Annotated in this window: 24 protein-coding genes; 16 read left to right on the forward strand and 8 right to left on the reverse strand. The window is 55.6% G+C overall.

Going from position 1 to position 26118, the window contains the following annotated elements; genetic code table 11:
- Positions 1–8 precede the first annotated feature (8 nt).
- Both lipA and AC1EKE_RS02155 read right to left on the reverse strand, forming a co-directional pair.
- Positions 9–929, reverse strand: coding sequence for a lipoyl synthase (gene lipA / locus AC1EKE_RS02150; protein ID WP_480308000.1), 921 nt, complete (start codon positions 927–929; stop codon positions 9–11).
- Positions 929–3124, reverse strand: a complete 2196-nt coding sequence (locus tag AC1EKE_RS02155) for a S9 family peptidase (RefSeq protein WP_480307914.1) — start codon at positions 3122–3124, stop codon at positions 929–931. Before AC1EKE_RS02155 ends, lipA begins: the two co-directional genes overlap by 1 nt.
- A 332-nt stretch (positions 3125–3456) precedes the next feature.
- Here AC1EKE_RS02155 and AC1EKE_RS02160 point away from each other — a divergent pair, with 332 nt between their 5' ends.
- A complete protein-coding gene (locus AC1EKE_RS02160) occupies positions 3457–5445 on the forward strand; it encodes a fimbrillin family protein (protein WP_480307916.1) in 1989 nt (662 codons plus the stop codon).
- 81 nt (positions 5446–5526) lie between these two features.
- Here AC1EKE_RS02160 and AC1EKE_RS02165 read toward each other — a convergent pair whose 3' ends face one another.
- The 5 genes from AC1EKE_RS02165 to AC1EKE_RS02185 are packed head-to-tail and all read right to left on the reverse strand — an operon-like array spanning position 5527 to position 9454.
- Complete coding sequence (locus tag AC1EKE_RS02165; protein ID WP_480307918.1) at positions 5527–6501, reverse strand: ribonuclease Z; 975 nt, start codon at positions 6499–6501, stop codon at positions 5527–5529.
- On the reverse strand, positions 6494–6901 hold the full coding sequence (locus AC1EKE_RS02170) for a MerR family transcriptional regulator (protein ID WP_480307920.1): 408 nt from the start codon (positions 6899–6901) through the stop codon (positions 6494–6496). Before AC1EKE_RS02170 ends, AC1EKE_RS02165 begins: the two co-directional genes overlap by 8 nt.
- Positions 6902–6907: 6 nt before the next feature.
- Positions 6908–7921 (reverse strand): FAD:protein FMN transferase, encoded by a 1014-nt coding sequence (locus AC1EKE_RS02175; RefSeq protein ID WP_480307922.1) that lies wholly within the window; start codon positions 7919–7921, stop codon positions 6908–6910.
- Positions 7911–8858, reverse strand: coding sequence for a glycosyltransferase family 2 protein (locus tag AC1EKE_RS02180; RefSeq protein ID WP_480308002.1), 948 nt, complete (start codon positions 8856–8858; stop codon positions 7911–7913). Before AC1EKE_RS02180 ends, AC1EKE_RS02175 begins: the two co-directional genes overlap by 11 nt.
- A 59-nt stretch (positions 8859–8917) precedes the next feature.
- A complete protein-coding gene (locus tag AC1EKE_RS02185) occupies positions 8918–9454 on the reverse strand; it encodes a hypothetical protein (RefSeq protein ID WP_480307924.1) in 537 nt (178 codons plus the stop codon).
- Between the two features lie 501 nt (positions 9455–9955).
- Between AC1EKE_RS02185 and glmS the strand changes: the two genes are divergently transcribed.
- From glmS to AC1EKE_RS02230, 9 genes are all read left to right on the forward strand, one after another.
- On the forward strand, positions 9956–10402 hold the full coding sequence (gene glmS / locus AC1EKE_RS02190; RefSeq protein WP_050560097.1) for a methylaspartate mutase subunit S: 447 nt from the start codon (positions 9956–9958) through the stop codon (positions 10400–10402).
- A 60-nt stretch (positions 10403–10462) separates the two neighbouring features.
- Entirely contained in the window at positions 10463–11866 is a 1404-nt protein-coding gene (gene glmL / locus AC1EKE_RS02195) for a methylaspartate mutase accessory protein GlmL (protein ID WP_296119999.1), read from the forward strand.
- Positions 11867–11939: 73 nt separating this feature from the next.
- Complete coding sequence (locus tag AC1EKE_RS02200; protein WP_480307926.1) at positions 11940–13397, forward strand: methylaspartate mutase subunit E; 1458 nt, start codon at positions 11940–11942, stop codon at positions 13395–13397.
- Between the two features lie 52 nt (positions 13398–13449).
- On the forward strand, positions 13450–14691 hold the full coding sequence (locus AC1EKE_RS02205; RefSeq protein ID WP_070464597.1) for a methylaspartate ammonia-lyase: 1242 nt from the start codon (positions 13450–13452) through the stop codon (positions 14689–14691).
- 34 nt (positions 14692–14725) lie between these two features.
- Entirely contained in the window at positions 14726–16111 is a 1386-nt protein-coding gene (locus AC1EKE_RS02210; RefSeq protein ID WP_297126330.1) for an acyclic terpene utilization AtuA family protein, read from the forward strand.
- A 9-nt stretch (positions 16112–16120) separates the two neighbouring features.
- Positions 16121–16441: a DUF4387 domain-containing protein gene (locus tag AC1EKE_RS02215; RefSeq protein WP_296164424.1), complete on the forward strand. Its 321-nt coding sequence runs from the start codon at positions 16121–16123 to the stop codon at positions 16439–16441.
- Positions 16434–17426 carry an alanine-tRNA synthetase second additional domain-containing protein gene (locus AC1EKE_RS02220; protein WP_297126329.1) on the forward strand — a complete coding sequence of 331 codons (993 nt, stop codon included), beginning with the start codon at positions 16434–16436 and terminating at the stop codon, positions 17424–17426. The genes AC1EKE_RS02215 and AC1EKE_RS02220 overlap by 8 nt, the downstream gene beginning before the upstream one ends.
- Before the next feature lie 17 nt (positions 17427–17443).
- A complete protein-coding gene (locus AC1EKE_RS02225; RefSeq protein WP_297126327.1) occupies positions 17444–18286 on the forward strand; it encodes a fumarate hydratase in 843 nt (280 codons plus the stop codon).
- A gap of 38 nt (positions 18287–18324) precedes the next feature.
- Positions 18325–18885: a Fe-S-containing hydro-lyase gene (locus AC1EKE_RS02230; RefSeq protein ID WP_480307929.1), complete on the forward strand. Its 561-nt coding sequence runs from the start codon at positions 18325–18327 to the stop codon at positions 18883–18885.
- Between the two features lie 186 nt (positions 18886–19071).
- Here the strand turns inward: AC1EKE_RS02230 and AC1EKE_RS02235 are convergent, their stop codons facing one another.
- The gene (locus AC1EKE_RS02235) at positions 19072–19566 is read right to left on the reverse strand and encodes a hypothetical protein (RefSeq protein WP_297126323.1); all 495 of its coding nucleotides are present in this window, start codon (positions 19564–19566) and stop codon (positions 19072–19074) included.
- 398 nt (positions 19567–19964) lie between these two features.
- Between AC1EKE_RS02235 and AC1EKE_RS02240 the strand changes: the two genes are divergently transcribed.
- From AC1EKE_RS02240 to AC1EKE_RS02265, 6 genes are all read left to right on the forward strand, one after another.
- On the forward strand, positions 19965–20237 hold the full coding sequence (locus AC1EKE_RS02240) for a co-chaperone GroES (RefSeq protein ID WP_070464627.1): 273 nt from the start codon (positions 19965–19967) through the stop codon (positions 20235–20237).
- Between the two features lie 45 nt (positions 20238–20282).
- Positions 20283–21908: a chaperonin GroEL gene (groL, locus tag AC1EKE_RS02245; protein WP_070464628.1), complete on the forward strand. Its 1626-nt coding sequence runs from the start codon at positions 20283–20285 to the stop codon at positions 21906–21908.
- Positions 21909–22664: 756 nt separating this feature from the next.
- Entirely contained in the window at positions 22665–23666 is a 1002-nt protein-coding gene (gene pfkA, locus AC1EKE_RS02250) for a 6-phosphofructokinase (RefSeq protein WP_296162730.1), read from the forward strand.
- A 14-nt stretch (positions 23667–23680) separates the two neighbouring features.
- On the forward strand, positions 23681–24979 hold the full coding sequence (locus AC1EKE_RS02255; protein WP_480307931.1) for a Cof-type HAD-IIB family hydrolase: 1299 nt from the start codon (positions 23681–23683) through the stop codon (positions 24977–24979).
- A 195-nt stretch (positions 24980–25174) separates the two neighbouring features.
- Positions 25175–25483 (forward strand): LysO family transporter, encoded by a 309-nt coding sequence (locus tag AC1EKE_RS02260; protein WP_296162761.1) that lies wholly within the window; start codon positions 25175–25177, stop codon positions 25481–25483.
- Positions 25480–26100 carry a LysO family transporter gene (locus tag AC1EKE_RS02265; RefSeq protein WP_480307933.1) on the forward strand — a complete coding sequence of 207 codons (621 nt, stop codon included), beginning with the start codon at positions 25480–25482 and terminating at the stop codon, positions 26098–26100. The genes AC1EKE_RS02260 and AC1EKE_RS02265 overlap by 4 nt, the downstream gene beginning before the upstream one ends.
- The last annotated feature ends 18 nt before the right edge of the window (positions 26101–26118 follow it).

Raw genomic sequence — 26118 nt, forward strand, 5'->3', positions numbered from 1 at the left:
CGATTGGACTATTTATCTTCTCCTTTCACCTGGGTGCGACGAGTAGCCAGATCCCTCAGGTCAAGGAAATTCTTAGCGGTATCAAATTGATCGGCGGCATGGTACGAGGAGCGGACCAGCGGCCCACTCTCCACATGCTTGAGACCGATCGCCCTACCCTCCTCGGCATAAGCCCGGAAGCGGTCGGGATGGATGTACTCCACGACTGGGATATGCTGGCGCGTGGGACGAAGGTACTGCCCGATGGTCATCGTCTGCACGCCTACATCAAAGCAGTCGCGCATCGTCTCCAGCACCTCCTCCTCTGTCTCACCGAGCCCAAGCATAATGCCGGTCTTGGCGATGAAGCCCTGCTCAGCTATGTGTCTCAGCACAGCAAGGCTACCATCGTAGGTCGCCCGGTAGCGGACGTGCGGGGTCAGGCGACGGACCGTTTCCACATTATGCCCCACTACATCGGGGCCTGCCTTGAGGACTGTGTCGACGGCGCTCATATCCCACCTGAAGTCCGGTATCAGTACCTCGATCTTCGTCTCCGGTGAGAGCCGACGGATGGCACGGATCGTCTCCGCCCAGTGTGTCGCTCCACTATCCTCCAGATCATCTCGGTCCACCGAGGTGATGACCGCATAGCGGAGCCCCATCTCACGGACACTCCGGGCCACAGACTCGGGCTCATCAGGGCTGAGTGCCGGTGGCTTACTCATATAGGCGGTAGCGCAGAAGCGACAGCGCCGGGTGCAGTAGTTTCCTCCTATCATAAAGGTGGCTGTACCGTGACTCCAGCACTCTGCCCGATTGGGGCACTTGCCACTGGCGCAGATCGTATGCAGTCCGCCCGCAGTGATGGTATGGGAGGTGTGGCTGTAGCTGTCGGTACTGCTGAGGTCGATCTTCAGCCAGGCCGGCTTACGAGGCTCGTCTCTCATCATGGACGGAGATAGGTGATGAAGTGATTGGTGATCTGGCGGTAAAGGTGGTTGCGGGTATTGCCACCATAGATCCCATGGTTCTTGTCCGGATAGACCAGCATTCGGAAGTCCTTGTCAGCCTCCACAAGGGCGGGGACGAGGTGCATCGTATTCTGGAAGTGGACGTTATCATCCGCTGTGCCGTGACAGATCAGCAGCGCGCCCTCCATCCCATTGATATAAGTTGCAACAGAGGTCTGCTCATAGCCCTTAGGGTTCTCCTGAGGGGTACGCATATACCGCTCAGTATATATGGTGTCATAGAGGCGCCAGTCATAGGGCGGAGCGACAGCAACACCGGCACGGAAGGTCCCCTTGCCACGCGCCATCGTCATCAGGACATTATACCCGCCAAAGCTCCAGCCAAAGATCCCGATCCGGTCGCCATCGACATAAGGCAGCTTGGCGAGTGCATGCGCTGCCTCTATCTGATCCTGACTCTCCAAGTAGCCCATACGGAGGTAGGTGCACTTCTCGAAGTCACTGCCTCGACCTCCTGTACCGCGCCCATCAATGCAGGCGACGACGAAGCCCTGGGTGGTGAGATATTCCTCCCAGCCAAAAGAGAAGTGATTGAGTGCGGACTGAGACCCGGGACCGCTGTACTGCGTCATCACGACCGGGTAGCGCACCCCCTCTCTGTAGTCTGTCGGGCGCATGATCCAGCCATTGAGCCGCTGTCCACTCTTCGTCTCGAGGGTGATAAACTCCCTCTTACCATAGCTCAGCCGGGAGATCCGCTGAGCAAGTGCGGCGTTGTCCTCCAGCACCCGAAGCTCCTTCCCGTCCTTGGTCCGGTGGATGGTGTAGCGAGGCACCTCGGTAGTGGAGGAGTGGCTCAGCAGGTAGTAGCTCATATCGTCGCTAAAGGTGACATCGCTCGACCCCGTATCAGGAGAGAGCAGGCGGGTGCGACCCTTGGCATCTCTCGCCACCACAACCCGATCCATCGGCGTGGGCGAAGCGAGCTGGTAGTACACCTCCCCTGAGGGAGAGACGCCATAGAGCTCCTCCACATCGGCATCCTCATCTGTCAGTTGCCCGACGAGATTGCCCTCAGGGGTATACTTGTAGACCCTCGGGCGACCGTCCCGCTCGCTGACGAGGTAGGCCGCTGTGGGCGTGATCTGCATCTGCAGCACCTCTGCATGCTCATCGATGTACTTGTCGTCCTTATCCTGCAGCCAGAGTCGGGCGATACGGCTGCCGGGGTTGACCCGATAGATGCGGAGGTCATTCTGATTTCTATTGAGGGTAAAGACATACAGCTGCTCGCCCTCAAAGCCAAGTCTCGGGATATAGAGCTCCTCCTCGCCCAGCTCCTTCTCCATGATCGGCACGTTGCGCCTATTGTCCACCTCGTAGAGCCAGAGGGAGACCTTCGAGTTTTGCTCGCCCGCCTTGGGATACTTATAGGCGTAGATAAAGGGGTAGTTGCCCTTGCCGTACATCGTCATGCCGATCATCTTCACGGCGCTCTCATCGGTCTTGGCGTAAGAGAGGTACTTACTGTCCGGGCTCCAGCTCAGCAGACTGGTCAGGTAAAGCTCCTCCTCGTAGACCCAGTCGGTGACCCCATTCATCACGTGATTGTACTTCCCGTCCGTCGTCACCCTCACCTCGGTGTCGTAGTCAAATTTCTTTATGTACAGGTCATTGTCTATCACGTAGGCGCACATCTTGCCATCGGGGGAGAAGGTGGGGATCCGCACCTGTCCCTTTGTCTCACTGAGCGGGGAGATCATATTGCGCCGCACATCGTAGTGGTACGCAGTGTAGGAGCGGCTCCGTCGGTAGATCGGTGTCGTCTCCCTGAGGATGATCATATGGAAGCCATTGTCGCTGATGATATAGTCGTCAAAGGTCTCAAAGGGGCACTCCCTCGCCTTAGCGGTGTCAAAGAGCACCGCCTCCTCCTTCCCCGTCGCATAGGAATAGCGCACCACCCGCTTGTGGTCCGGGCTGATCACCGTGTAGGAGCTGCCGGCACCGCAGAGCGAGCGGAAGCCACTACCAGCACTGCGAGGGTAGTAGCCCCCCTTATTGATGTTCTGCAGAGTAAGTTGGTCACCCTTCACTTGCGAAATGACCGGTGTAGTGCTTGCCACAAAGGCGCCAGCAACCGCGCCAAGTAGGATATGGGATAGCTTCATGAAAAAAACAATTCTTCGGTAAGCGGTTCGATTCATCTTGTCTCGCAAATATACCCTTTTCTCCTTTGACCGCGCCCGACTCAGCGCGGACGCATAAGAGCTTTACAGCAATCTATCAAATATCTCAAGGGGGCTGCCCCTCGAGCTCTCGGCAGGGTGCTCTCTCCATAAGTATCCTTGAGGATGTGTGTGCTACTGGTCCGTTTCGCACACATCAACCTAATGATAGAGCCATATGTTCATATGTAACAAGAGAGTAATAGGATTATGGTATCTTTGAGCAGAAAGGAAAAAAACAATAGACCCAATCACTAATCAATCAAAGCATTAAGATGAGAAAGACTTACACATCTGCGCTCTGCTCTATCGCCCTGATGGCACTGGCCCTCGCCGGCTGTCAGCAGGAGAGGGGGCTGGCGCCTGACCAGACACCACAGGACGGAGCCAAGGTGGCACAGTTCACCGCCGGTCCCGTCACCCGCGTGGTGAACGGGACCAGCTGGGAGGGGACCGAGATGATCGGTATCTCAAATGTCACCAAGGCTGAGGCCGCCACCACCAACGTCGCTTACAAGGCGACATCAGCAGGCAGCACCACCAACTTTGCCGACCAGGGGACAAAGCTCCTCCTCCCGAGCGACAATTCTCAGGTGACCTTTGCCGCCTACTATCCCTACGCAAGCACCATCTCCGAGGGCAAGGCATCCTACATCATCAGCAAGGGAAGCGATCAGCCGGTCCTCTTTGCCACCCAGAGTGGCACCGCCGCCAATCCTAAGCTCCCCTTCACCTTTAAGCACAAGCTCGCTCAGGTAAAGATCGTCCTCACTGCCGGGGAGGGTCTCAGTCTCAGTGACCTCTCCTCCGTACTCTACAAGGGCGGTGTGACTGACGTGAAGATGAATGTCCTCACCGGAGAGCTCACCACCGGCACTACAAAGGGCGACATCACCCTGATGAAGGAGGCAGAGGGCACCTTTAGCTCCTACATCGTACCTCAGGCTGTGGACAACACCTTTGCTTTCGTCATGACGCTGGGCGGCAAGACCTACACCCTCAGCATGGACAAAGTGAATAAGGCACCGACCAAGCTGGATAGCGGGTACGCCTACACCTTCAAGGCCAAGCTGACCAAGGACGGTAAGGTGGTCAATCCCGATGGCAGCTCCATCGGTGGTATCGAGGACGGCGGCACCGGAGACGGCGGCGACGTTACTCCGGACGATCCTTCGACCCCCGCTGCAGCACAGAAGCTTCCTTTTACCAACGACTTCAAGTCAGCGGCCGGCATTGCCCCCTTCACCGAAGTCAGCGTATCGGGCGAGCAGGCTTGGCGTATCGATGACAGCACATATAAGAATGGCGCTAAGATGTCCGGCTACGTAGGTGGCGCTAAGAATCCCAACGAGGACTGGCTCATCTCTCCCGCTCTCGACCTTAGTGGTGCTATGGCTCCCGAGCTTTTCATCAGCCATGCCATCAACCACGCCGGTGATATGACCTCCGAGCAGCAGGTGCTGATCTCTGACAACTACACTGCTGGAGACCCCTCTACTGCCACTTGGACACCACTCACTGTGACCTATCCCGCCGGGAACAACTGGTCCTACGAAGACTCTAAGACCGACCTGAAGACTTATGCAGGGAAGAAGAATATCCACATCGCTTTCAAGTACGTCAGCACGAGCACATCTGCTGCTGCCTGGCAGATTGCTAAGATGGAGGTGAAGGAGGCAACCAGCACTGAGGATCCTGGTACTGATCCCGGCACTGAGGATCCTGGCACCGATCCCGGTACTGAGCCGGAGCAGCCCACCACCGGCAACCCGCTCTTCCCTGGAGCTGACTTCGAGGACTTCGCTGCCTTCAAAGCCACGCTCAACACCTTCGGACTGAAGAAATACGCCACTCAGGCAGACGATCCCGACCAGGGCAAGGTGCTCCACATCAAGGGAACCCCGACTGATAACGATTACGTTTTCACTGTAGCTAATGTGGAGGTCAAGGCAGCCAACCCCACGAAGATTAGCTTTAAGCTCAAGGGATCTGCTCCCAGCAAAAGCCTGTCCCTAAACGTATACAGTGGCGGGAAGGCGTACAAGCCTTTTAACCTGGGAGATGTCACAGGTGACACAACCATCGGTGTAGCTGCTAACAACCAGTACGTCGGCTCCATCAATACCAACGGCAAGTGGATCACAATCACGCTTGATCTGACCGGAGTCAAAGTCAATACTTCAGGCAGTGGCAACCTCTTTGCCCTCAAGGTAGGCAAGGAAGTAGCCTGGGACGTTATGCTCGATGACTTCAAGATCGAGTAAGTAGACCTTATACCATACGACAAAGCGGTCGACAGCCTTCTGTGGCTGCCGACCGCTTTTGCTTTTACCCCCTATGCCCTACTACTCCTCTCGCAATTGCTCCAAGTCAAGGAGCTGCCCCTCGTGAGCGAGGAGGGAGCGGGGGAAGACCTCCTTCGCCTCCGCAAGGAGGATCGACTCCTCGGTCTCGGGCGTGTATCGGGAGGAGAAGTGACCGAGGAGGAGATGCCCCGCCCCGGCAAGCCTTGCCACCTCGGCCGCCTGACGGGCGGTGGAGTGACCACGTAGCTTTGCGAGTTCGCGCCATTCCTCACCGAGGGTCGCCTCATGGTAGAGCAAGTCGACCCCGCGGACATAGTCCGCCGTCGCCTCCCGGTAGATCGTGTCGGAGCAGTAGGCATAGCTGAGCGGGCGTCGACTCGGTGTGGTGACAGAGGCAGCCGGGACGATTGACCCATCCTCTCGGACGTAGTCACGCCCCTGCTTGAGGCTGCCGAAGTAGGCCATTGGGACCCCGGCCCGATCGGCCGCCTCCCGGTCGAGGTGCGGCAGTAGTGGTGCCTCGTCAAAGCGGTAGCCGATACAGGGGACGCGGTGCTTGAGCGGGAAGCAGGAGACAGTCACCGACCGATCCTCGTAGATCACCGTCCGCCCGGTGGGCGCACACTCGTGCACCTCGATGTCTGCATACCGTTCCTCCCCCTTCTTTCCGGTGAAGAAGCGAACCACCCGATCGACAAAGTCTGCCGTGCCCACCGGTCCGTAAATATGGATCGGGTGATCAAAGCTCATCAGCGACATCGTGCTGATCAGCCCCGGCAAACCGAGGCAGTGATCGCCATGCAGGTGGGTGATAAAGATGCGGTGCAGGCTCGCTATCGGCACACCGTAGCGCATCATCTGCAGCTGAGTCCCCTCAGCACAGTCGATGAGGAAGGCCTTATTGCCTCTCAGTCGCACCACCTGTGCAGAGGGGTTGTGTCTAAGTGAGGGCTTGGCCGCACCACAGCCCAGCACCTGGACATACATCCCGACGCCGATCTCTGCCTTACTCATCACGGGATACGCTCTCAGTGGTTCCACTCTCGTGACCGATGCCGTAGGTCTCCCCCACTCGGTCCCTCAGTGCGGTGAGTCGCTCGCGCACCTTCATCAGCCGCTCCCTCACCTCGAGGTCGATGTCTAAGTCAGGGTGGTCCAGCTGCTCTGCAGCGGCCTGCAGGGTCATCCCCCGCACCTCGACCAAGTAGTAGATCCGCTCGATAAGCTTAAGGTCATCGATGGAGTAGCGACGAGAGCCGCTCGGCATCCGTCGCGGGGAGAGGGAGGTTCCCTTCTCCCAGTATCGCAGGACATGCTCCTCGACCCCAAAGAAGGCAGCCGTCTCCTTGATCGTATAGAGTCGCCTCGGCAGGCTCTCTATGTTTTTCCGCTGTCCGCTCTTTTCTTTCCTCATGCTGACTTAGTGGAGGGGGAGGAGGTTCAGGCGATGGGTATAGGTGAGGTAGCCGGTGCCGGAGGGGTCAGCGTAGACAAAGAGAACACCCAGCTGGGGCTGTCCCTCGAGGATCTCCTTGGCACGCTCCAGCCCAACTGCCATAAAGGCGGTCGCCCAGGCGTCTGCCTCCATAGTAGTGGGGGCTACGACAGTCGCCTCGAGTATGTCGCTGTGGGCGGGACGTCCCGTGACGGCGTTGATGGTGTGGGCGACCTTCCGCCCCTCGATGACCTTATAGTTGCGGTAGTCGCCACTGGTGGCGACCCCCATTTTCTCACACATCTCGATCTTACCGAGGAGCTCATTGACGGTGGAGGTATTGTCCTCGATCGGCTTATTGATCCCAAGGCTCCAGCAGTCGCCCCGAGGATTGCGCCCATGGCAGGTCACCTCCCCACCGATCTCCACCATATAGTCCTCTACCCCGTAGTGCTCGAGCGTCCGAGCAACGAGGTCGACGACATATCCCTTGGAGAGCGAGGCAAGCCCCATAGAGAGCCGAGGATCGTCCTTGGTGATGCGGTGGGCAATGGTGTCGATGTGTATCTGTCGGTACCCGACAAAGCGGAGCACCGAGTCGACCTGCTCTTCGGTAGCCAGTCGGGTTACCCCCTTCTTGGTCCCGAAGCCCCATATGTCGAAGAGTGGTCCACCGGTGACATCATAGACGCCATCCGTTGCCTCGCTCACGACAGTTGCCTGCCTCAGAACCTCCTCCAGCATAGGATCCGTCCGGTCGGTGGTATTGGCATTGATCTGGGAGACGACGGAGGTGGGGTCAAAGTTATTGAGCACCGCATTGAAGGCATCCATCGTCGAGTCGATCTGTGCGGCCAGGGGCTTATCAGCGCGATAGGTGATGGCGTAGTAGGTGGTAAAGCGCTCTCCGGTCTCGCGGTAAAAGGTTCCCTCCCCACGATCACAACTAGTGAGGAGCAGGGAGAGAAGGAGGGCGAGGATAAGTAATTTAGATCTCATCACGTAGGGCATAGGAATTTCGTCCGGGACTTTGCCGGGCTATGAGCTCACCGAGAAATCCGGTAAGGAAGAGCAACACCCCCAGCACGATAGCCAGGAGGCAGAGGTAGAAGGCGGGCAGGTCAGTCACCAGTCGGGCGGGGATCCCATGGTAGAGGGAGTAGAGCTTGGACCCAAGGACACAGAGGAGAGCGATCAGCCCGAGGAAAAACATCACACTGCCCCAGAGGCCAAAGAAGTGCATCGGCTTGCGACCAAAAGTGCCCATAAACCAGAGGACCAAGAGGTCGAGGTAGCCATTGACAAATCGGCTCATGCCAAACTTAGTCTTCCCGTACTTGCGGGGTCGGTGATGCACCACCAGCTCACCGATCTTGCCGTACCCCGCCATCTTCGCCATATAGGGAAGGTAGCGGTGCATATCGTTGTAGACCTCTATGTGCTTCACCACCTCATTCTTGTAGCTCTTGAGTCCACAATTAAAGTCATGAAGCGGGATGCCGGAGAAGAAGCGCACGGTGGCATTGAAGAGCTTCGTGGGACCGGTCTTGGAGAGCGGGTCATACCGCTTCTTCTTCCACCCACTCACCACATCGTAGTCCTCCTCACGGATCATACGATAGAGCTCGGGGATCTCATCGGGGGAGTCCTGCAGGTCAGCGTCCATTGTGATGACGACAGCACCCGAGGCGCGCTCAAAGCCTGTCTGCAGCCCGGGAGACTTCCCGTAGTTGCGGGCAAAGCGGACCGCTCGGACGTGCGGGTCCTCCGCATGTAGTTGCTCGATAGTCTCCCAGGAGTCATCCGTACTCCCGTCATCGACGAAGATGATCTCATAGGTGATCCCCATCTCAGTAATGACACGGGAGATCCACCGGTGAAGCTCAGGGAGAGACTCCTGCTCATTGTAGAGCGGGATGACGATCGATAGGTCTATGGGGTAATTCTTCTCTTGAGACATATATATATGTAGTAGACAAGCAAAGTTACCGATAATCAGTCTCTACGGAGGAAGATCGAGGCAATAAAGATGTAGAGCGTCCCAAGCGTGAAGGAGAGCGAGATCACCCCTCTCGTCATCAGCGCGGGCGTGATCCCTTGGTAGGACTTCAGCAGCATCTCCCGATCGGCCTCACTGCCCATCATCTGCCCGGCAACGTCTATACTCCGGTCCATATAGGCGAGGAAAGTAGGATCGCGGAAGAGGTACGTGAAGACGAGCAGGTAAGCAAGCGTCGCGACGATAAGGGCAAAGAGGTAGATCACGCCCATCACTGTGACGCAGCGTGAGTAGGACAGGCGGTTACCAAATACGATCAGACGATACTTCCGAAGCTCCTGTGACAGTAAGACAGGGATGAGCACCAGCCCACCTGTAAGGAAGAGTGTAGAGAAGAGGGGTTGCCTGTAGAAGAGCATCCCGACCGCCTGAGCCACGAAGCCCATCCCGACGAGGAGCCCACTCCACATCATAGCCTGCAGGAAGCTCTGTGCGAAGCGCTTTTTCTGTGAGTCCTTGTTATCCTGATCCATAGGGTATCATCTGCGTTGTGAGAGACAAAGGTACCAATTATGTAGCAGGGCATCAGCGACCGTGTCGCTGGGCACAGGGAGGGGACGCATCAAGACCGGAGGTTAATTGCAGGACAGAAAAGAGGCACTCCCCTTTCGGGTGCCGCTGTAAAGCTCAAATCCGTCTCCGCTGATCTGGGATATTTCTTTTACCGATATTAGAGATCACTAATACCGATATTAGACTTCACTAATACCGGTAAAAGAATCCTCTAACATCGGTATTAGTGTGAGGCTTCATCCGAGCAGCTCTCCGTCGCCTCTTCGGAACCATCCGAGGGCATCCTATCCATCTCGGATGCGCCTGCACTGAAAAAGAAGTGGGCAATAACTTGCTAATCCATTTTTTATGGCTAAGTTTGCCCTATTGGAAGCCATAGAGAGGACCTTAACTAATTTCTTTAGGGCTATAATCTCCCTTATATGACTTCACCACATAACCTATAGCGGGTCATAACCATTATGGAATCAAAGAAAACTACGACTGGTAAAGCGAGTGATATTACCATCGTGATCGGTGTGATCGGTGCCGATGCCCATGCAGTGGGGAACAAAATTATCGATTATGCGCTTAATGACGCGGGCTACCACGTCATCAACCTCGGTGTGATGGTAAGCCAAGAGCAGTACATCGAAGCTGCCATCGAGACCAACGCCGATGCGATCCTTGTCTCGTCCATGTACGGACAGGGGGAGATCGACTGCCAGGGGCTGCGAGATAAGTGCAATGAGGCGGGTCTCAAGGGGATCCCTCTCTTTGCCGGTGGCAACTTGGTGGTAGGTAAGCAGAAGTTTGAGGACGTCCTTGAGCGGTTCAAGAAGATGGGCTTCGACTATGTCTACCCGCCGGGTACGCCGATCGAGACAACCATTGCGGACATCGACAAGACTTTCGGGATCAAGAGATAATCCTACTCGCCCCGACGATCCACCCATACACAAGTAGGATCGCCCTTTTGCGTCATCATCATGAGATATCTTACAGCAGACTTTGGTAGTACCTATACCAAGGTAACAGCCATCGACACAGACGTCCCTGAGATAGTGGGTACAGGCGCTGCCTTTACCACGATCGAGACGGATGTGATGGAGGGGCTCCACAATGCATTCAGAGAGTTAGAGAAAGAGATCGGCAAGGAGTGGACACCGGATAAATTCCTCTGCTGCAGCAGTGCGGCGGGAGGACTTAAGATGGTGGCCAGTGGCTTGGTCCCCGACCTCACCGCCAAGGCAGCACGTATGGCAGCAGCCAGTGCGGGTGCCAAGGTGATGAAGACCTACTCCTACGAGATCACCCACACCGAGGCAGAGGAGATCGAGCGACTCGATCCTGACCTCTTCCTCCTCTGCGGGGGTACCGATGGAGGCAACGTGGAGAATATCATCCACAATGCGGAGGTCATCGGTCGGATCCCGGGTCACTTCTCTACCGTCGTGGCGGGGAATAAAGCTGCTGAGGAAGAGGTGTCACGTATCCTCACAGAGGCAGGCAAGCCTTTTGTGATCACGGAGAACGTGATGCCCAACTTCAACTCCCTCAACATCGCTCCCGCCAAGAAGTGCATCATGCAGCTCTTCATTGATCGTATCATCGAGGCGAAGGGTCTCTCCAAGGCTCAGGAGCAAGCTGACAATGAGATCATCCCTACCCCTCTGGCTGTACTCAATGCCTGCAACCTGCTCAGTGACGGCACCAAGAACAGACGAGGGCTGGGAGAGCTCCTGGCCATCGATCTCGGCGGTGCCACTACCGATGTCTACTCGATAGGCGATGGCGAGCCTCATGAGGCCAACATCATGCATCAGGGTATCCCGGAGCCGTATAGCAAGCGTACCGTAGAGGGCGACCTCGGCATGCGGTATAGCCTCACGGCGCTCTCGGAGCAACTGGACCTTGATGCCGTGGCGGCTGAGGTGGGTCTCTCGGGCGACACGCTCAGAGACTGGGTCGCTCGATGTGATGCTGATAAATCCACTCGTGCGGCGACGGAGGATGAAATCCTCTGCGAGAAAGCCCTTGCCAAGGGAGCTGTGAGCCTGGCGACAGATCGCCATGTAGGACACACGCATAAGGTCTACTCCCCAATGGGAGAGTTCTTTACCATCAATGGCAAAGACCTGACCCTCACGGATCACGTCCTCGGTATCGGGGGGGCGCTGATACACAGCGCTGACCCTACGTTTATCTTGGACGGTGCGACATTCAACATATCCAACTACGACAAAGCCAAGCCACTGAAGCCTGACTTTTACCTCGACAGCCACTACATAATGGCGTCAATGGGTCTCCTGAGCGAGCAGATGCCTGACGTTGCTCTGGAGCTGATGCAGAAGGAGCTGGTCAAGGTCGGGACGAAGAAGAAAAAACAATAATCTCGAGGATGGACACTTAGCGAGTCAACCACCTCGAATACACCACGAAACTAACAGAGAACAACATATTATTATGGAGGTCAAAAACGTCAAAATCCCAATGGACGACTTCCTCAAAGAGCGTGAGGAAGTGCTGGCCTGCTGGCCCACGGGTAAGGATATCGACTTTGAGGAGGCGGTAAAGTACCAGCTCTCCATCCCTGAGGAGAAGCGCTTCGGAGCCAAGCTCTGGAAGGCTGACGAGGAAAAGAGGACGCTGATACAGCCTCGTGCCGGTGTCGCCCTCTACGATGAGCACATCAAGCTGCTACAGTACCTCGAGGATATGGGCGGAGCGGATCTTCTTCCCTCCACCATCGACAGCTACACCCGTCTCAATAGATACGAGGAGGCTGAGATCGGTATCAAGAAGAGTCAAGAGGCCGGCCGCTCTCTCCTGAACGGATTTCCAGCTGTCAACTATGGTGTCGACATCTGCCGCACCGTCACCGAGTCTGTCAAGAACCCGGTGCAGGTACGTCACGGAACCCCGGACGCAAGACTTCTGACGGAGATCGCCATCGCAGGTGGCTTCACCTCCTACGAGGGTGGAGGTATCTCCTACAACATCCCCTACTCCAAGGATCACCCCATCGACAAGGTCATCAAGTATTGGCAGTACACCGACCGTCTCTGCGGTCTCTATGCCGAGCGCGGAGTGGATATCAATCGTGAGCCTTTCGGCCCCCTTACCGGTACTCTGATCCCTGCATGTATCTCCAATGCCGTCGCCATCATCGAGGCACTCCTCGCTGCAGAGCAGGGTGTGAGCGACCTGACGGTGGGCTACGGTCAGTGCGGTAACCTGATCCAAGATGTCGCCGCTATCCGCGCGCTCAGGGAGCAGTGCCGCGAGTATCTGGAGATGTATGGCTACAATAAGGTGCACCTCACCACCGTCTTCCACCAGTGGATGGGAGGATTCCCGGAGGATGAGGCAAAGGCATTTGGCGTGATCAGCTGGGGATCTGCTACCGCTGCTCTTGCCAAGGCCACCAAGGTGATCGTTAAGACCCCCCATGAGGCTGTCGGCATCCCGACCAAGGAAGCCAACGCTGCAGGTCTCCGCGCCACTAAGCAGGTGATCTCTATGCTGAGAGACCAGGATCTGACTATGATCCCCGCTGTGGAGCAGGAGGCTGCGATCATCAAGAGGGAGGTCAAGGAGATCATGGACAAGGTCTTTGAGCTCGGTAATGGCGACCTAGGTGCAGGTGTCGTAAACGCATTTGCAGCCGGTGTGATTGACATCCCCTTCGCTCCCAATAAGTACAATGCCGGCAAGGTAATGCCTGCACGCGACAACGATGGGGCCATCCGCATCCTCGACTGTGGCAATATGCCCTTCTCTCAAGAGACGAAGGACTTCCATCGCCAGAAGCTGGAGGAGAGAGCCAAGTGTGAAAATCGCGAGGTGAGCTTCCAGATGGTTATCGATGATGTCTATGCGATCAGTAAGGGCTTCCTCGTTGGTCGTAAGAACCTCAAGTAATCGGATACAATCAATCCTATAATAAACAACTAAACTTCAATCCATTTCTTCTATGAAAATTAAGAAGGTAGTATGTGCCCCCGGTAAGACCGGCTTTTACTTCGATGACCAGCGTGCCATCAAGAAGGGTGCTGAGAATGACGGTAACTTCTATGTCGGTGACCCTGTAACTGAGGGCTTCACCGGTGTACGTCAGGCAGGAGAGTCCATCTCGGTACTCTTCGTGCTGGAGAATGGTGCCATCGCTCATGGCGACTGCGCTGCCGTACAGTACTCAGGAGCCGGAGGCCGTGATCCGCTCTTCCTCGCAAAGGACTTCATCCCTGTGATCATGAAGGAGATCGCTCCGCTCTATGAGGGTAAGGAGATCACCAACTTCCGCGAGATGGCTGATCTGGTCGACAAGCACACAGACGCCAATGGTAAGAAGTATCACACCGCCATCCGCTACGGCGTGACACAGGCATGCCTTGATGCTGTCGCTAAGGCAGAGGGCAAGCTGATGGCTCAGGTCATCGCTGACGAGTATCACACCACCCTGTCTGACGAGAGGATCCCAATCTTCGCACAGTCTGGTGACGATCGCTACAACAACGTCGACAAGATGATCATCAAGGAGGCTGATATCCTGCCTCACGGACTCTTCAATCACGTAGAGAAGAAGGTAGGTCTCAAGGGCGAGAAGCTGCTCGAGTATGTCAAGTGGCTGCGTAACCGCATCCTTGATAAGCGCACCCGCGAGGACTACATGCCGATCTTCCACATCGATGTATATGGTACCCTGGGTATCGTATTTAACAACGACTGGGAGAAGATCGCTGACTACATCGGCGAGCTGGCTGAGGCTGCTAAGCCCTTCCACCTCCGCATCGAGGGTCCGGTAGACGTAGAGGAGCGCGAGGCTCAGATCAAGGCTCTCGCCGCTATCCGCAAGTGCATGGACGACAAGGGTATGGACGCCGAGATCGTAGCTGACGAGTGGTGCAATACCTTTGAGGACATTGTTGACTTCTGCAAGGCTAAGGCCGGTCACATGGCTCAGATCAAGACTCCTGACCTCGGCGGTATCAACAACTCCATTGAGGCTGTCCTCTACTGCAAGGAGCACGGGATGGGCGCATACCTCGGCGGTACCTGCAACGAGACCAATCGCTCTGCTGAGTGCTGTGCTCACGTAGCTATGGCCACCTCCCCGTCCCAGACCCTGGCTAAGCCCGGTATGGGTGTTGATGAGGGCTATATGATCATGTTCAATGAGATGAGCCGCATCCTGGCACTCAAGGACGTCCTCTAATCAAAGAAGGAATTAAGCTAAAGCATTCGTTACCATGAAAGAATTCAGAGTACTCTCTCCGTCAGCGATCCTGGGCTATGGTTTCCCCAAGGAGTCGTTTGAGGAGGGCATGAAGCGTCACCCGGACGTGATTGCCTGCGATGCAGGGTCCAGCGACCCGGGTCCCTACTACCTCGGTGCCGGCATTTCCTTTACCGATGTCGCAGCTGTAAAGCGTGACCTCTCCATCATGATCCCTGCTGCCATCAAGGCAGGCATCCCGGTCATCGTCGGTACCTCCGGTGGATCAGGCGCTACACCTCACCTCGAGATCAATCGCCGCCTCGTCATGGAGATCGCTGAGGAGCATCATCTTAGCTTTAAGTATGCTGAGATCTCCGCAGAGTTTGACAAGGAGACGATCCACTACAACCTCAAGGAGGGTCGCATCAGCCCCCTCGGTCCCGTGCCGGAGCTGACGGACAAGGATATCGATGAGGCGGTGCACATCGTCGCCCAGATGGGTGAGGAGCCCTACATGGAGGCTCTCAAGGGCGGTGCTCAGGTGATTATGGCAGGTCGCTCCTACGACCCGGCTGTCTTCGCCAGTCTCGCTATCGCGAAAGGCTTCGACAAGGCACTCGCCCTCCATATGGGTAAGATCCTTGAGTGTGCAGCTATCTGCGCACTCCCCGGTAGCGGTAGTGACTGTATGTTTGGCTACCTCTACGAGGACCACTTCGAGGTCGAGACCCTCTCTCCGGCGCGCAAGTGCACGACACTCTCTGTCGCTGCTCACACGCTCTACGAGAAGTCCAATCCCTACCTCCTCCCCGGCCCGGGCGGACGTCTCAACCTGCACAATACAACCTTCAAGCAGGTGGCAGACAATCGTGTCGCCATCGCAGGAACGATCTTTGAGCCCACTGACGGCTACTTCATCAAGCTCGAGGGTGTCAAAAATACCGGCTACCGCACCATCGCATGCGCTGGCTGCTCTGACCCGATCCTGATCTCCAAGATCGATGAGGTAAAGGAGGATGTACGCGCCCGCGTCGAGGATAACTTCCGCGATATGGATATGGGTAACTTCTTCCTAGACTTCAAGATCTATGGTAGAGGCGCTGTGATGAGTATGTTCCCGAATATCAAGAACGCTACCGGTGAGGAACTCCTGATCATCATCGAGTGTGTCGCCAAGACACAGTCCATCGCTGATACGATCTGCAGCTTCGCTCGCAGTACGTTCCTCCACTTCGGCTATCCCGGACGTATCTCTACAGCCGGAAATCTTGCTTTCCCCTTCTCCCCGTCAGATGCCCATATGGGAGCGGTGTACGAATTTAACGTATACCACCTGATGAAGGTAGATGATCCGAAGCAGTACTTCCCTGTCACCTTCCATGATGTCAAGGACGGCAAATGCAGTGACTTTGATTAAGAGAAAGAGATGAAAACATATAAGCTTATCGACATGGCTGACGTGATCCGGAGCAAGAATTCGGGTCCGTACGAGCTGACGTTTGACGTTATCTTCAAGACGTTTGACGACTACAATTTCTTCAAGGAGCACGAGCCGATCACAGCTGCGTCCTTCTCCAAGCTCTATGGCATCAAGGAGGAAGACGTCTTCAATGTGATCTATTTTGATCCGGCTAAGGCGGTCAAGGTGACGATTAAGCGCCCGATCCCTAGCGGTGCCCTTGGTGAGGTAGACGTCTACGGCGCGCAGCAACACGCCCCTCTGGTCCACTTCACTTTTGATGCTTGAGGAGAGCACCAATAGCGTAAGACTTCACGCCACGCCCAAGCGAGTGCAGGAGTCCTGGGTAGAGACCCAGTACTTCGCCCCGCGTGGGCGTGAGCGTTTATTACAGCTTGGCGAGCGGATCAGCCAGCTGCATCTCAGCTTCACCGATCGTCTGATCGGCATCATCGGTGCTGCCGGCTCCGGTAAGTCATCCCTCATCCATGGGATGTTTCCCGGGCTGGAGCTCTCCAATGATGACGATGCGATCCTCACGCGGAAGATCATGCAATTCCGTAGTGGATTTGCCGACCTACACTCGGCGACCACCTTTCACCTGGATATGCGGTTTCAGCTCGCATTCACCCAGATGTATGAGATCGTCGACTTCGTCAACAAAGCCCTTGCCGCCAAGAAGCGGCTTGTCATCGAGCACTTTGACCTGCTCACCGACGCCCTCGGACGCAATGCCGACCTGCTGATAGCCATTGGTGAGCAGATCATCATTACGAGACCCTCTATCTTTGGTCCTGAGCCTCACACGCTCTCCCGGATGGTGGAGTCCTCGCTGATCTACCGTAAGATGGCGCACTCCGCAGAGGAGGTGACGACGCTCGCGCTTGCAGAGCTATTCAACCTCCATGAGGATCACTTCTACTCCGCCGATATTGCGAAGGGATATGTCCTGAAATTCAATGAGGATCCCAATCTCTCCAGGGAGGATCTATGCCGCCTAGAGCAGAGGATACTGGACCTTATCAGGGCAGATCTACCGATCAGCTATATCGACGAAGACCACATCAAGGTCGGTGAGAGGATACTCCCCTGCGAGGGCCCTCGCATCCACGTCCAGTCGACGGGTGAGATAAAGGACTTCTCGCTCCACCACTCGCTCATCTACGATGGACGATACGATGCCTGGTGCCTGGTAGGTCTGCTGGGAGCGACAGAGGAGGAGATGGAGAACCTCAATAACCGCAACGCCAGATACTTCTTAGGAGTCTCTTAACATAGATATATCAACTTATGAGAGAAATAAAAGCACAGAACATCACGGAGCTGGTCTCCCGACTCTGCATCGATGCCTGCTATAACTTGTCACCCGACATCTACAATGCGCTCAAGGATGCCAGCGAGCGGGAGAGCTCTCCCCTCGGTCGGGGCATCCTCAAGACCTTGGTCAAGAATGCGGACATCGCTCACGATAAGGAGAAGCCCATGTGCCAAGACACCGGGATGACGGTGGTATTCGTCCGTCTCGGGCAGGAGGTCCACGTCGTGGGGGGCAATCTCACCGATGCGATCAATGCCGGTGTGCGTGATGGCTATCAGAGAGGGTACCTCCGCAAGTCTGTGGTCAATGACCCGATCCTGCGAGAGAATACCGGGGACAATACCCCTGCCATCATCCACTACGACATCGTCCCGGGAGACAAGATCGAGATCACCGTCAGCCCCAAGGGCTTCGGCAGTGAGAATAAGAGCGACCTCCGTATGCTGCAGCCCAGCGACGGCGAGGAGGGTGTCAAGGACTACGTGATGGAGGTGGTCAAGCATGCCGGCCCCAACCCCTGCCCACCTACTATCGTCGGTGTAGGTATCGGTGGAAACTTCGAGGAGAGCGCACTCTACGCCAAGCGTGCCCTACTCCGTCCCGTAGGCGACCGCAACCCCAAGCCCCACCTCGCTGCTATCGAGGAGGAGCTCCTCAGCAGGATCAATGCCCTCGGCATCGGTCCCGCCGGGATGGGAGGAGACACCACCACGCTTGATGTCCACGTAGAGGCGGGTCCGACACACATCGCCGGACTGCCAGTGGCGGTCAATATCAGCTGCCACGCCACCCGTCACTCCGAGGGCAGTCTCTGATGCAATCATTCGACCAAGTAAGAAACGCACGACTTATTATGCATACAAGTGATACAGAGAAGCGTATCATCTCGGCACCCCTGACCGACGAGATCATCAAGACGCTCCACGCAGGGGAGATGGTCTACATTACCGGGACCATCTACACCGCTCGCGATGCTGCCCACAAGCGCCTTTGCGAGATGCTCAAGCGTGGCGAGGAGATGCCCTTCGACTTCGAGGGACAGATCGTCTACTACGCTGGTCCGGCTCCTGCCAAGCCCGGTGAGCCGATCGGCTCAGTAGGGCCCACCACAGCCGGACGTATGGATGCCTACACCCCCACCCTTGTGGAGCATGGACTAAGAGCCATGATCGGCAAGGGAGCCCGCAATCAGGCTGTTATCGATAGTCTGAAGAACCACTGCGGAGTCTACTTCGCAGCCATCGGAGGTGCAGCAGCTCTGATGTCTCTTTGTGTCAAGGACGCTGAGGTGATCGCCTTCGACGAGCTGGGCACGGAGGCTATCCGTAAGCTCCGTGTCGAGGAGCTGCCGGTGATCGTTGCTGTCGACTGCTATGGCGGCAATGTCTACGACCGGAGCAGCGAGAAGAAGTAAAAGGGAACCTTTTTGTTAAAAAGAAAGACCACCCTCAGGAGATTCATTCTCTCGGGGGTGGTCTCTATTGATGCAAATTAACTGATTGCTCAAAAACATGAGTCCGACAGACGGGAAGACAATAGTGTCACCCTGATTGCCAGCGAGGAGGTAAAACTGCTCATCCAGCAGAATGGAAGCAGGGAGTCATAAGACAGACACCCCATCAAGCCAGATGCGATCCGGGCTATAGACCTCACTCACCAGACCGGAAGAGAGCTTGAAGACCTGCGGTCCACGCCGCATAAGCTGCTTTCTTACGCTCCGACCCAGCTGTGAAGCTGCCAAGATCCTTGTCCCCATAGCCACATTATCTGCCTTTGCATATAGTAGGGCATCGTCGTCGCTGTCATCCAGACAGATCGAGTAGACCATTACCCCCCTTGCAAGTGATCGGTGTGAGAGCATCGCATTAATCGCTCTCGAAAGACCATCATCCGTCCGCCACGTCACAATGACTGCCGTCTCCGAACCACTGCCAAGGGCATTAAGTGTGTTATGGAAACCCTCCATTTCTCTTCCTGGAAAGCGCTCTCCCGGGGTGAGCCCAAAGTCAGGCTCTACGGGAGCCACCCTAGCGGACAGGCACAGTAGTGTCAGCAGCAGAGTAAGCCCTCCAAGTACGAAATTTCTGAATCTCATATCATAATGTTTAGTGAATAGATATCCTGAGTCGCCACATACCCTCACGGGCCGGCAATGCGATCAGGCGTCCGTGTCTCGGAACCTTTTTGAGAGGACAACCGCTGTTGTCCATCGCACTAAGCGACGCAAAGGTACGTGATTTATGGCATGCGACAAAATACTCATCCCTAAGTATCAGGGTTTTCCCGCTCCCAGAGGGGATAAACAAGGTGCGCCCCACCCTGCCGGCACCGAGGTACCATCAGCTCCGTCTCAGTAGGTGACTAATGACAGAGAAGGCACCAATGGAGCGTCATTTTGTCACCGGCAGACATGTCAGGCAGGACTTGGCACACTTTTCCCTAAGTCAATTGTGAAAGTAAAGACAATTTCAATCATTATTCAGCAACTCAATTATGAATATCAAACCGTTAGCAGATAGAGTCCTCATCGAGCCCGCAGAGGCAGAGAAGACTACTGCATCAGGCATCGTCATCCCTGACTCATCCGAGAAGAAGCCGGTCCGCGGCAAGGTTATCGCTGTAGGTGAAGGCACCAAGGATGAGAAAATGGTGCTTAAGGAGGGAGATCACGTCCTTTATGGCAAGTACGCAGGTACTGAGGTAGAGGACGGTGATACGAAGTACCTCATCATGCGCCAGAGCGATGTGCTCGGCATCATTGAGTAATCAATCGTCATAGAAACATCAAAAAGAATCAAATCACAACACTATATGGCTAAGCAAATCAAGTATAGCACTGAGGCAAGGACCCTCCTGAAGGATGGTGTCGACAAGCTCTCCGATGCGGTTAAGACGACTCTCGGACCGAAGGGACGCAACGTGATCCTTGATCGCAAGTTTGGTGCTCCTCACATCACTAAAGATGGTGTCTCCGTAGCCAAGGAGATCGAGCTGGAGGATCCGTACGAAAATATGGGTGCCCAGCTGGTCAAGGAGGTAGCCTCTAAGACCAATGACGATGCCGGAGACGGAACCACCACGGCCACCGTCCTCGCTCAGAGCATCATCAGCGTAGGACTTAAGAACGTCGCTGCCGGTGCTGCACCGCTGGAGATCAAAAGAGGCATTGACAAGGCTGTCAAGGTCATCGTCGAGGATCTTAAGAAACAGAGCGTGGAGGTAGGCACCGACCTGAAGAAGGTCGAGTACGTTGCCACCCTCTCTGCCAATGGCGACGAGGAGATCGGCAAGTTGATCGCTGAGGCCTTTGGTAAGGTCAAGAAGGAGGGCGTCATCACCGTCGAGGAGGCTAAGGGTATGGAGACCTACGTCGATGTCGTTGAGGGAATGCAATTCGACAAAGGCTACATTTCCCCTTACTTCGTGACCGACACGGACAAGATGCTGACGGAGTTTGACAACCCCTACATCCTGATCTACGACAAGAAGATCAGCAACATCAAGGATATCCTTCCCATCCTCGAGAAGGTGTCGCAGAGTGGTCGTCCGCTACTGATCATTGCTGAAGACGTTGAGAGCGAGGCACTCGCCACCCTCGTGGTGAATAAGCTCCGTGGCATCCTCCAGATCGCTGCTGTCAAGGCTCCCGGCTATGGTGACCGCCGTAAGCAGATGCTTGAGGATATCGCCATCCTTACCGGTGCCACTGTGGTGAGCGAGGAAGTCGGTCTCAAGCTCGAGAACGCTACCGCTGATATGCTCGGAAGTGCCGAGAAGATCAGCGTGGACAAGGACCATACCACCATCGTAGGTGGCAAGGGAGACAAGGATGCTCTCGCAAATCGTGTCAGCCAGCTCCGCAATCAGATCGAGGCTACCACCTCCGACTACGACCGTGAGAAGCTCCAGGAGCGTCTCGCAAAGCTCGCCGGTGGAGTAGCTGTCCTCTACGTCAGCGCCCCGAGTGAGGTGGAGATGAAGGAGAAGAAAGACCGCGTCGATGACGCCCTGAGCGCAACTCGAGCCGCCATTGAGGAGGGAACTGTCCCCGGCGGTGGTGTCGCCTACATCCGTGCTCAGAAGGCTCTCGAGGGTCTCAAGGGTGCCAATGACGATGAGCAGACAGGTATCGATATCATCTGCCGCGCTATAGAGGAGCCACTGCGCCAGATCGTCGCCAACGCCGGCAAGGAGGGTGCTGTAGTGGTACAGAAGGTCCGCGAGTCGGAGGGTGACTTTGGATACAATGCACGCGAGGATCGCTTCGAGAACCTCCGTGAGTCCGGTGTCATCGACCCGACCAAGGTATCACGTGTCGCCCTTGAGAATGCTGCCTCCATCGCAGGCATGTTCCTCACCACAGAGTGTGTGATCACCGACATCAAGGAGGATGAGCCTGCTATGAATCCTGCCGCAGGTATGCCTCAGGGGATGTAATATCGCCCTGACTGAGCCTAAGTCGGTTCAGTACAGATAAATCTGAAATGGCTGCCGACCCTCAGTGGTCGGCAGTCTTTTTTGTATCCTGTGGGTCCGAAAAGAGCAGACAAGGCACTTAAAGGGTATGGTATGAGCCGAATCAAAAAGTCTCCTGATTAACTTAACCTCAGCTCGAGCCCTGGGGTGACGCATTTGAGCGTTACAGCATAGAGCGGTCCCCTATGCCAAGTGCAGTCCTGCCGACCGGTTGGACTATCGATGATCCTACCTGCCAATCCTGCAGCGGTAGCGCTTCAGAGGGGTCATCGCTCTTTAGTCGTACCTTGAGACACGAGGTGGTGAGGACAGCGGAAAACGCAATCTTGGACAGGAAGAGACACGTAGAGACTCAGTGAGACAACTCCTCCCCGCGGGGGTACTATATTTGCACCGCTTAAGCTGTCGAATAAGTGAGATGATCGTTGCTGAGCATGGGTTGATGGGGGCAGTCTCTGCTTCTCCTGCTACGTGCATTCTACATCCTCTATCGGGCATCTTGAGCTGTAGGAGAAGACTCTGAGGAGCGCACTTCAATAGGCTGATGGTGCGAAGCGCGAGGACACTTCGTCTTCGCATCTTCAGAGTAAGCCGAATAGTTTTTTGTATCACTCACCACCACTCAAATGCGTCACCCCTAAGCTCGAGCCACAGAAAGACCACTTTATTGGCCACTTCTGATTACATTTGTCATAAGAATTATTTTATAGGAGTAATATGGACAATTCGATCACAGCCACAGGTAATATCAGGGCCATCGGGGTGCTTACCTCCGGAGGCGATGCACCGGGGATGAATCCCGCCATCCGTGCGGTAACGCGTACCGCCATCTACAATGGAATCAAGGTGTATGGTATCTACCAAGGGTACAAGGGGCTCATTGACGATGAGATCAAGGAGCTAGCTACTGAGGATGTCAGCAACATTATCCAGAGGGGAGGCACCTTCCTCAAGACCGCACGCTGCAAGGAATTTATGACCGATGAGGGGAGCCAGCTGGCATACGACAATCTTGTCAAGCACGGGATAGATGCCTTGGTGGTGATCGGTGGCGATGGCTCCCTGAGTGGCGCCCGGAAGTTTGCCAGTGACCACAATTACCCTATAGTAGGCATCCCCGGGACAATCGACAACGACCTCGGTGGGACCGATCAAACGATAGGCTACGCCACAGCCCTCAATACGATCATGGACGCAGTCGACAAGCTACGCGACACAGCCAGCTCGCACAACCGCCTCTTCATCGTAGAGGTGATGGGACGTGATGCGGGTTTTTTAGCACTCAATGGTGCCATCGCCAGCGGAGCCGAGGTAGCGGTGATACCGGAGTTTAAGAGCTCAATGGATCAGATGAACTGGATGGTCGAGAATGGGTTCCGGAAGACAAAGAACTCTGCCATCGTCCTCGTGGCCGAGAGTCCCGCCACCGGAGGCGCTCAGGCACTAATCGAGAGGATCCACGAGTCGCACCCTCAGTGGGAGGCTCGGGCTGTGATCCTTGGGCACATCCAGCGCGGTGGCAGTCCCGTCGCAGGCGACCGTATCTTAGCCAGTCGCTTAGGGGTCGCTGCTGTCGATGCACTCCTCGATGGACAGCGCAATATTATGGTCGGTATCCGAGACAATAGGGTCGTCTACATCCCATTCTCCAGTGCCATCAAGGGTGCCAAGACGATCAGCGAGGAGGACTACCGAGTGCTCAATATACTATCACTATAAATCTCACATAACCTATGCCAGCATCGGCCAAGACACCACGCATACTTAACCCCAAGTATAGCTCTACAAGAGATCCTCTGAAGTACCTCCTCTTTGCCGTCGACCTCGATGGTACGTTAGTGACGGACGACAAGCAGATCACCCCCGCTACAGCCAATGCCATCCGAGAAATCCTCGAGATGGGCATGACCGTCGCATTAGTGTCGGGGAGACCGACCTTTGGTTGCGAGCATATTGCGGATCAGCTCCAGCTTGCGAAGTATGGTGGGTATATTATCTCCTACAATGGTGCCAAGATCACCTCGTGCATCGACAACGATGTCCTCACCCGGTCGACCATCTCACGGGAGACGGTCGGAGAGCTCTACGACTTCCTCAAGGGGTACCCCGTGACGATGATGACCTACACCCGCCACGAGATCATCACCGAGGATGCTGACAGCCCCTATGTCCGCCAGGAGAGCCAGGTCGACAATGGGATGCCGATACGCCAGGTGCCCAACCTCAAAGAAGCACTTGTGAGAGACCCCTACAAGTGTGGCATCGCCGGCGACCCAGAGGTGATCGGCAAGCTAGCTATAGAGCTGCAGGAGCGATTTAGGGGAAAGCTTAATGCGATCCTCTCCGGTCCGACCTTCATCGAGGCGATGAGTCCCTACGTGGACAAGGGGAAGGCGCTCAGCTTCCTCATGTCCGAGATGGGGATCGAGCGAAGCCAGGTGATCGCCGTCGGTGATGCCAATAACGACATCCCGATGCTCCAGGCTGCCGGACTGGGAGTGGCGATGGCTAATGCCAATGAGATGGTCAAGCAGGTGGCCGACTACGTCACTACCTCCAATACGGAGGAGGGGATCCAGCACCTACTTAATAAATATGTATTGCATCCGGAGCAGTCCGCTGCGCATCCTGAGGTGGACTTCATCAATGCGATGCAGAAGGATACCCTCATGGAGACACTCGGGATGAAGTGCACTCTCCTCGAGGAGGGCTACGTGGAGTGTACGATGCCGGTCGACCGACGCACCTGCCAGCCTATGGGGATCCTCCATGGCGGTGCCTCCCTCGCTCTCGCTGAGACAATAGCCGGCTACGGGTCGGTCTACCTGCTGAGCCAGGATGAGACGATGGTGGGAATGCAGGTGAGTGGTAGCCACGTGCACTCAGCCCGGCTCGGCAATACACTGACGGCCAAGGCAAAGATCATCCACCGCGGACGCTCGACTCACCTCTGGGATGTGGAGATTTACACAGAGATGGGGACCCTTGTCTCCTCTGTCCGTGTACTCAATAGCATCCTGCACAAGCGGTAGTTTTTCGTTTCTTTTAGTACATTTGACCGTCGCAAAGGGTCTATGGCTCTTTGCAACCTTTGATTTAGAATAGCTCAGTCGCGTAGCTCTTAAGCACATCTACACATGCATCCTTAAGCGTGCCTTCGCCTCCCCCTCTCCCCGGGCTCGGAGATGGTGCCGCAAAAGGGTGCTACAAACTTTACTTGTAATGATATGGACACGATCATCATCGTTGCTTCATTTGCGGTCGGCATGCTCATCGGGGCACTGATCAACCGACGATCCAAGAGGCTCACAGTCCCCTCTTGGCTCTCCTCCGTCATTATCTGCATCCTTCTCTTCCTGCTTGGTATTGAGATTGGCAACGACCACGATGCGATCAATTCGCTCGGCCAGATCGGTATCTCAGCCCTCTTGCTCACTATTGGGGCAGTGGTCTGTAGCGTCCTGCTCGGATGGGGGATGTGGCGATTCATCGGGAAGTATATGGAAAAGAAAAATCAGCCATCACATAAGCAATGAAAGACAGTCTGATCATCTTTGCCTGCCTCATCGGCGGCGGACTTGTAGGATACTTTATGGGAGACAACGTCCCCGCGATCCTACTCGACTCACGGACCTCAATGTTTGTGATCTACATCCTCCTCTTCGTCATCGGGCTAAACTTAGGTACCGATATGGAGAAAGTGAAGCTTATGCTCAAGATGCCGTGGATCATCTGGACGCTTCCCGTCTTCACCTGCATCGGTAGCATCTGCGGAGCCGCCTTTATGACCCTATTTACTCCCAGCATCACTGGGCTGGAGGGTGCCGCCATTGGTGCTGGTCTCGGGTGGTACTCTCTCTCGAGTATCATCATCGGATCCTATGGTGCTGCCTCACTCGCGACCGTCGCCCTGATCTCAAATATTATACGAGAGGCGACCGCCCTCCTGATGGTCCCTCTCTTAGGAAAGAAGATCGGACCTATGGCGTCGATCTCTCTCTGCGGAGCCAACAGCGCTGACGTCTGTCTCCCTGTAGTGCAGAAGTCTGTAGGTGCCAGCTACACGATCCCCTCTATCTTCCACGGCATAGTAACAAATATCTTGGTGCCTGTGCTGGTGGGATTTTTCTGTGAGCTCATCTACGTGATCTGAGAAACGATCTGACTACTT

This window comes from Porphyromonas sp. C0041D3, from assembly GCF_056590575.1.

What these genes read in the sequence shown, in the direction of transcription:
- AC1EKE_RS02170 (WP_480307920.1), bottom strand. Translation starts at nt 6,901, where the DNA reads ATGAGGAAAGAAAAGAGCGGACAGCGGAAAAACATAGAGAGCCTGCCG.
- AC1EKE_RS02155 (WP_480307914.1), bottom strand. Translation starts at nt 3,124, where the DNA reads ATGAAGCTATCCCATATCCTACTTGGCGCGGTTGCTGGCGCCTTTGTG.
- pfkA (WP_296162730.1), top strand. Translation starts at nt 22,665, where the DNA reads ATGGACAATTCGATCACAGCCACAGGTAATATCAGGGCCATCGGGGTG.
- glmL (WP_296119999.1), top strand. Translation starts at nt 10,463, where the DNA reads ATGAGATATCTTACAGCAGACTTTGGTAGTACCTATACCAAGGTAACA.
- AC1EKE_RS02225 (WP_297126327.1), top strand. Translation starts at nt 17,444, where the DNA reads ATGAGAGAAATAAAAGCACAGAACATCACGGAGCTGGTCTCCCGACTC.
- AC1EKE_RS02255 (WP_480307931.1), top strand. Translation starts at nt 23,681, where the DNA reads ATGCCAGCATCGGCCAAGACACCACGCATACTTAACCCCAAGTATAGC.
- AC1EKE_RS02175 (WP_480307922.1), bottom strand. Translation starts at nt 7,921, where the DNA reads ATGAGATCTAAATTACTTATCCTCGCCCTCCTTCTCTCCCTGCTCCTC.
- AC1EKE_RS02200 (WP_480307926.1), top strand. Translation starts at nt 11,940, where the DNA reads ATGGAGGTCAAAAACGTCAAAATCCCAATGGACGACTTCCTCAAAGAG.
- AC1EKE_RS02220 (WP_297126329.1), top strand. Translation starts at nt 16,434, where the DNA reads ATGCTTGAGGAGAGCACCAATAGCGTAAGACTTCACGCCACGCCCAAG.
- AC1EKE_RS02260 (WP_296162761.1), top strand. Translation starts at nt 25,175, where the DNA reads ATGGACACGATCATCATCGTTGCTTCATTTGCGGTCGGCATGCTCATC.
- groL (WP_070464628.1), top strand. Translation starts at nt 20,283, where the DNA reads ATGGCTAAGCAAATCAAGTATAGCACTGAGGCAAGGACCCTCCTGAAG.
- lipA (WP_480308000.1), bottom strand. Translation starts at nt 929, where the DNA reads ATGAGAGACGAGCCTCGTAAGCCGGCCTGGCTGAAGATCGACCTCAGC.
- AC1EKE_RS02230 (WP_480307929.1), top strand. Translation starts at nt 18,325, where the DNA reads ATGCATACAAGTGATACAGAGAAGCGTATCATCTCGGCACCCCTGACC.
- AC1EKE_RS02210 (WP_297126330.1), top strand. Translation starts at nt 14,726, where the DNA reads ATGAAAGAATTCAGAGTACTCTCTCCGTCAGCGATCCTGGGCTATGGT.
- AC1EKE_RS02215 (WP_296164424.1), top strand. Translation starts at nt 16,121, where the DNA reads ATGAAAACATATAAGCTTATCGACATGGCTGACGTGATCCGGAGCAAG.
- glmS (WP_050560097.1), top strand. Translation starts at nt 9,956, where the DNA reads ATGGAATCAAAGAAAACTACGACTGGTAAAGCGAGTGATATTACCATC.
- AC1EKE_RS02205 (WP_070464597.1), top strand. Translation starts at nt 13,450, where the DNA reads ATGAAAATTAAGAAGGTAGTATGTGCCCCCGGTAAGACCGGCTTTTAC.
- AC1EKE_RS02160 (WP_480307916.1), top strand. Translation starts at nt 3,457, where the DNA reads ATGAGAAAGACTTACACATCTGCGCTCTGCTCTATCGCCCTGATGGCA.
- AC1EKE_RS02240 (WP_070464627.1), top strand. Translation starts at nt 19,965, where the DNA reads ATGAATATCAAACCGTTAGCAGATAGAGTCCTCATCGAGCCCGCAGAG.
- AC1EKE_RS02235 (WP_297126323.1), bottom strand. Translation starts at nt 19,566, where the DNA reads ATGAGATTCAGAAATTTCGTACTTGGAGGGCTTACTCTGCTGCTGACA.
- AC1EKE_RS02265 (WP_480307933.1), top strand. Translation starts at nt 25,480, where the DNA reads ATGAAAGACAGTCTGATCATCTTTGCCTGCCTCATCGGCGGCGGACTT.
- AC1EKE_RS02185 (WP_480307924.1), bottom strand. Translation starts at nt 9,454, where the DNA reads ATGGATCAGGATAACAAGGACTCACAGAAAAAGCGCTTCGCACAGAGC.
- AC1EKE_RS02165 (WP_480307918.1), bottom strand. Translation starts at nt 6,501, where the DNA reads ATGAGTAAGGCAGAGATCGGCGTCGGGATGTATGTCCAGGTGCTGGGC.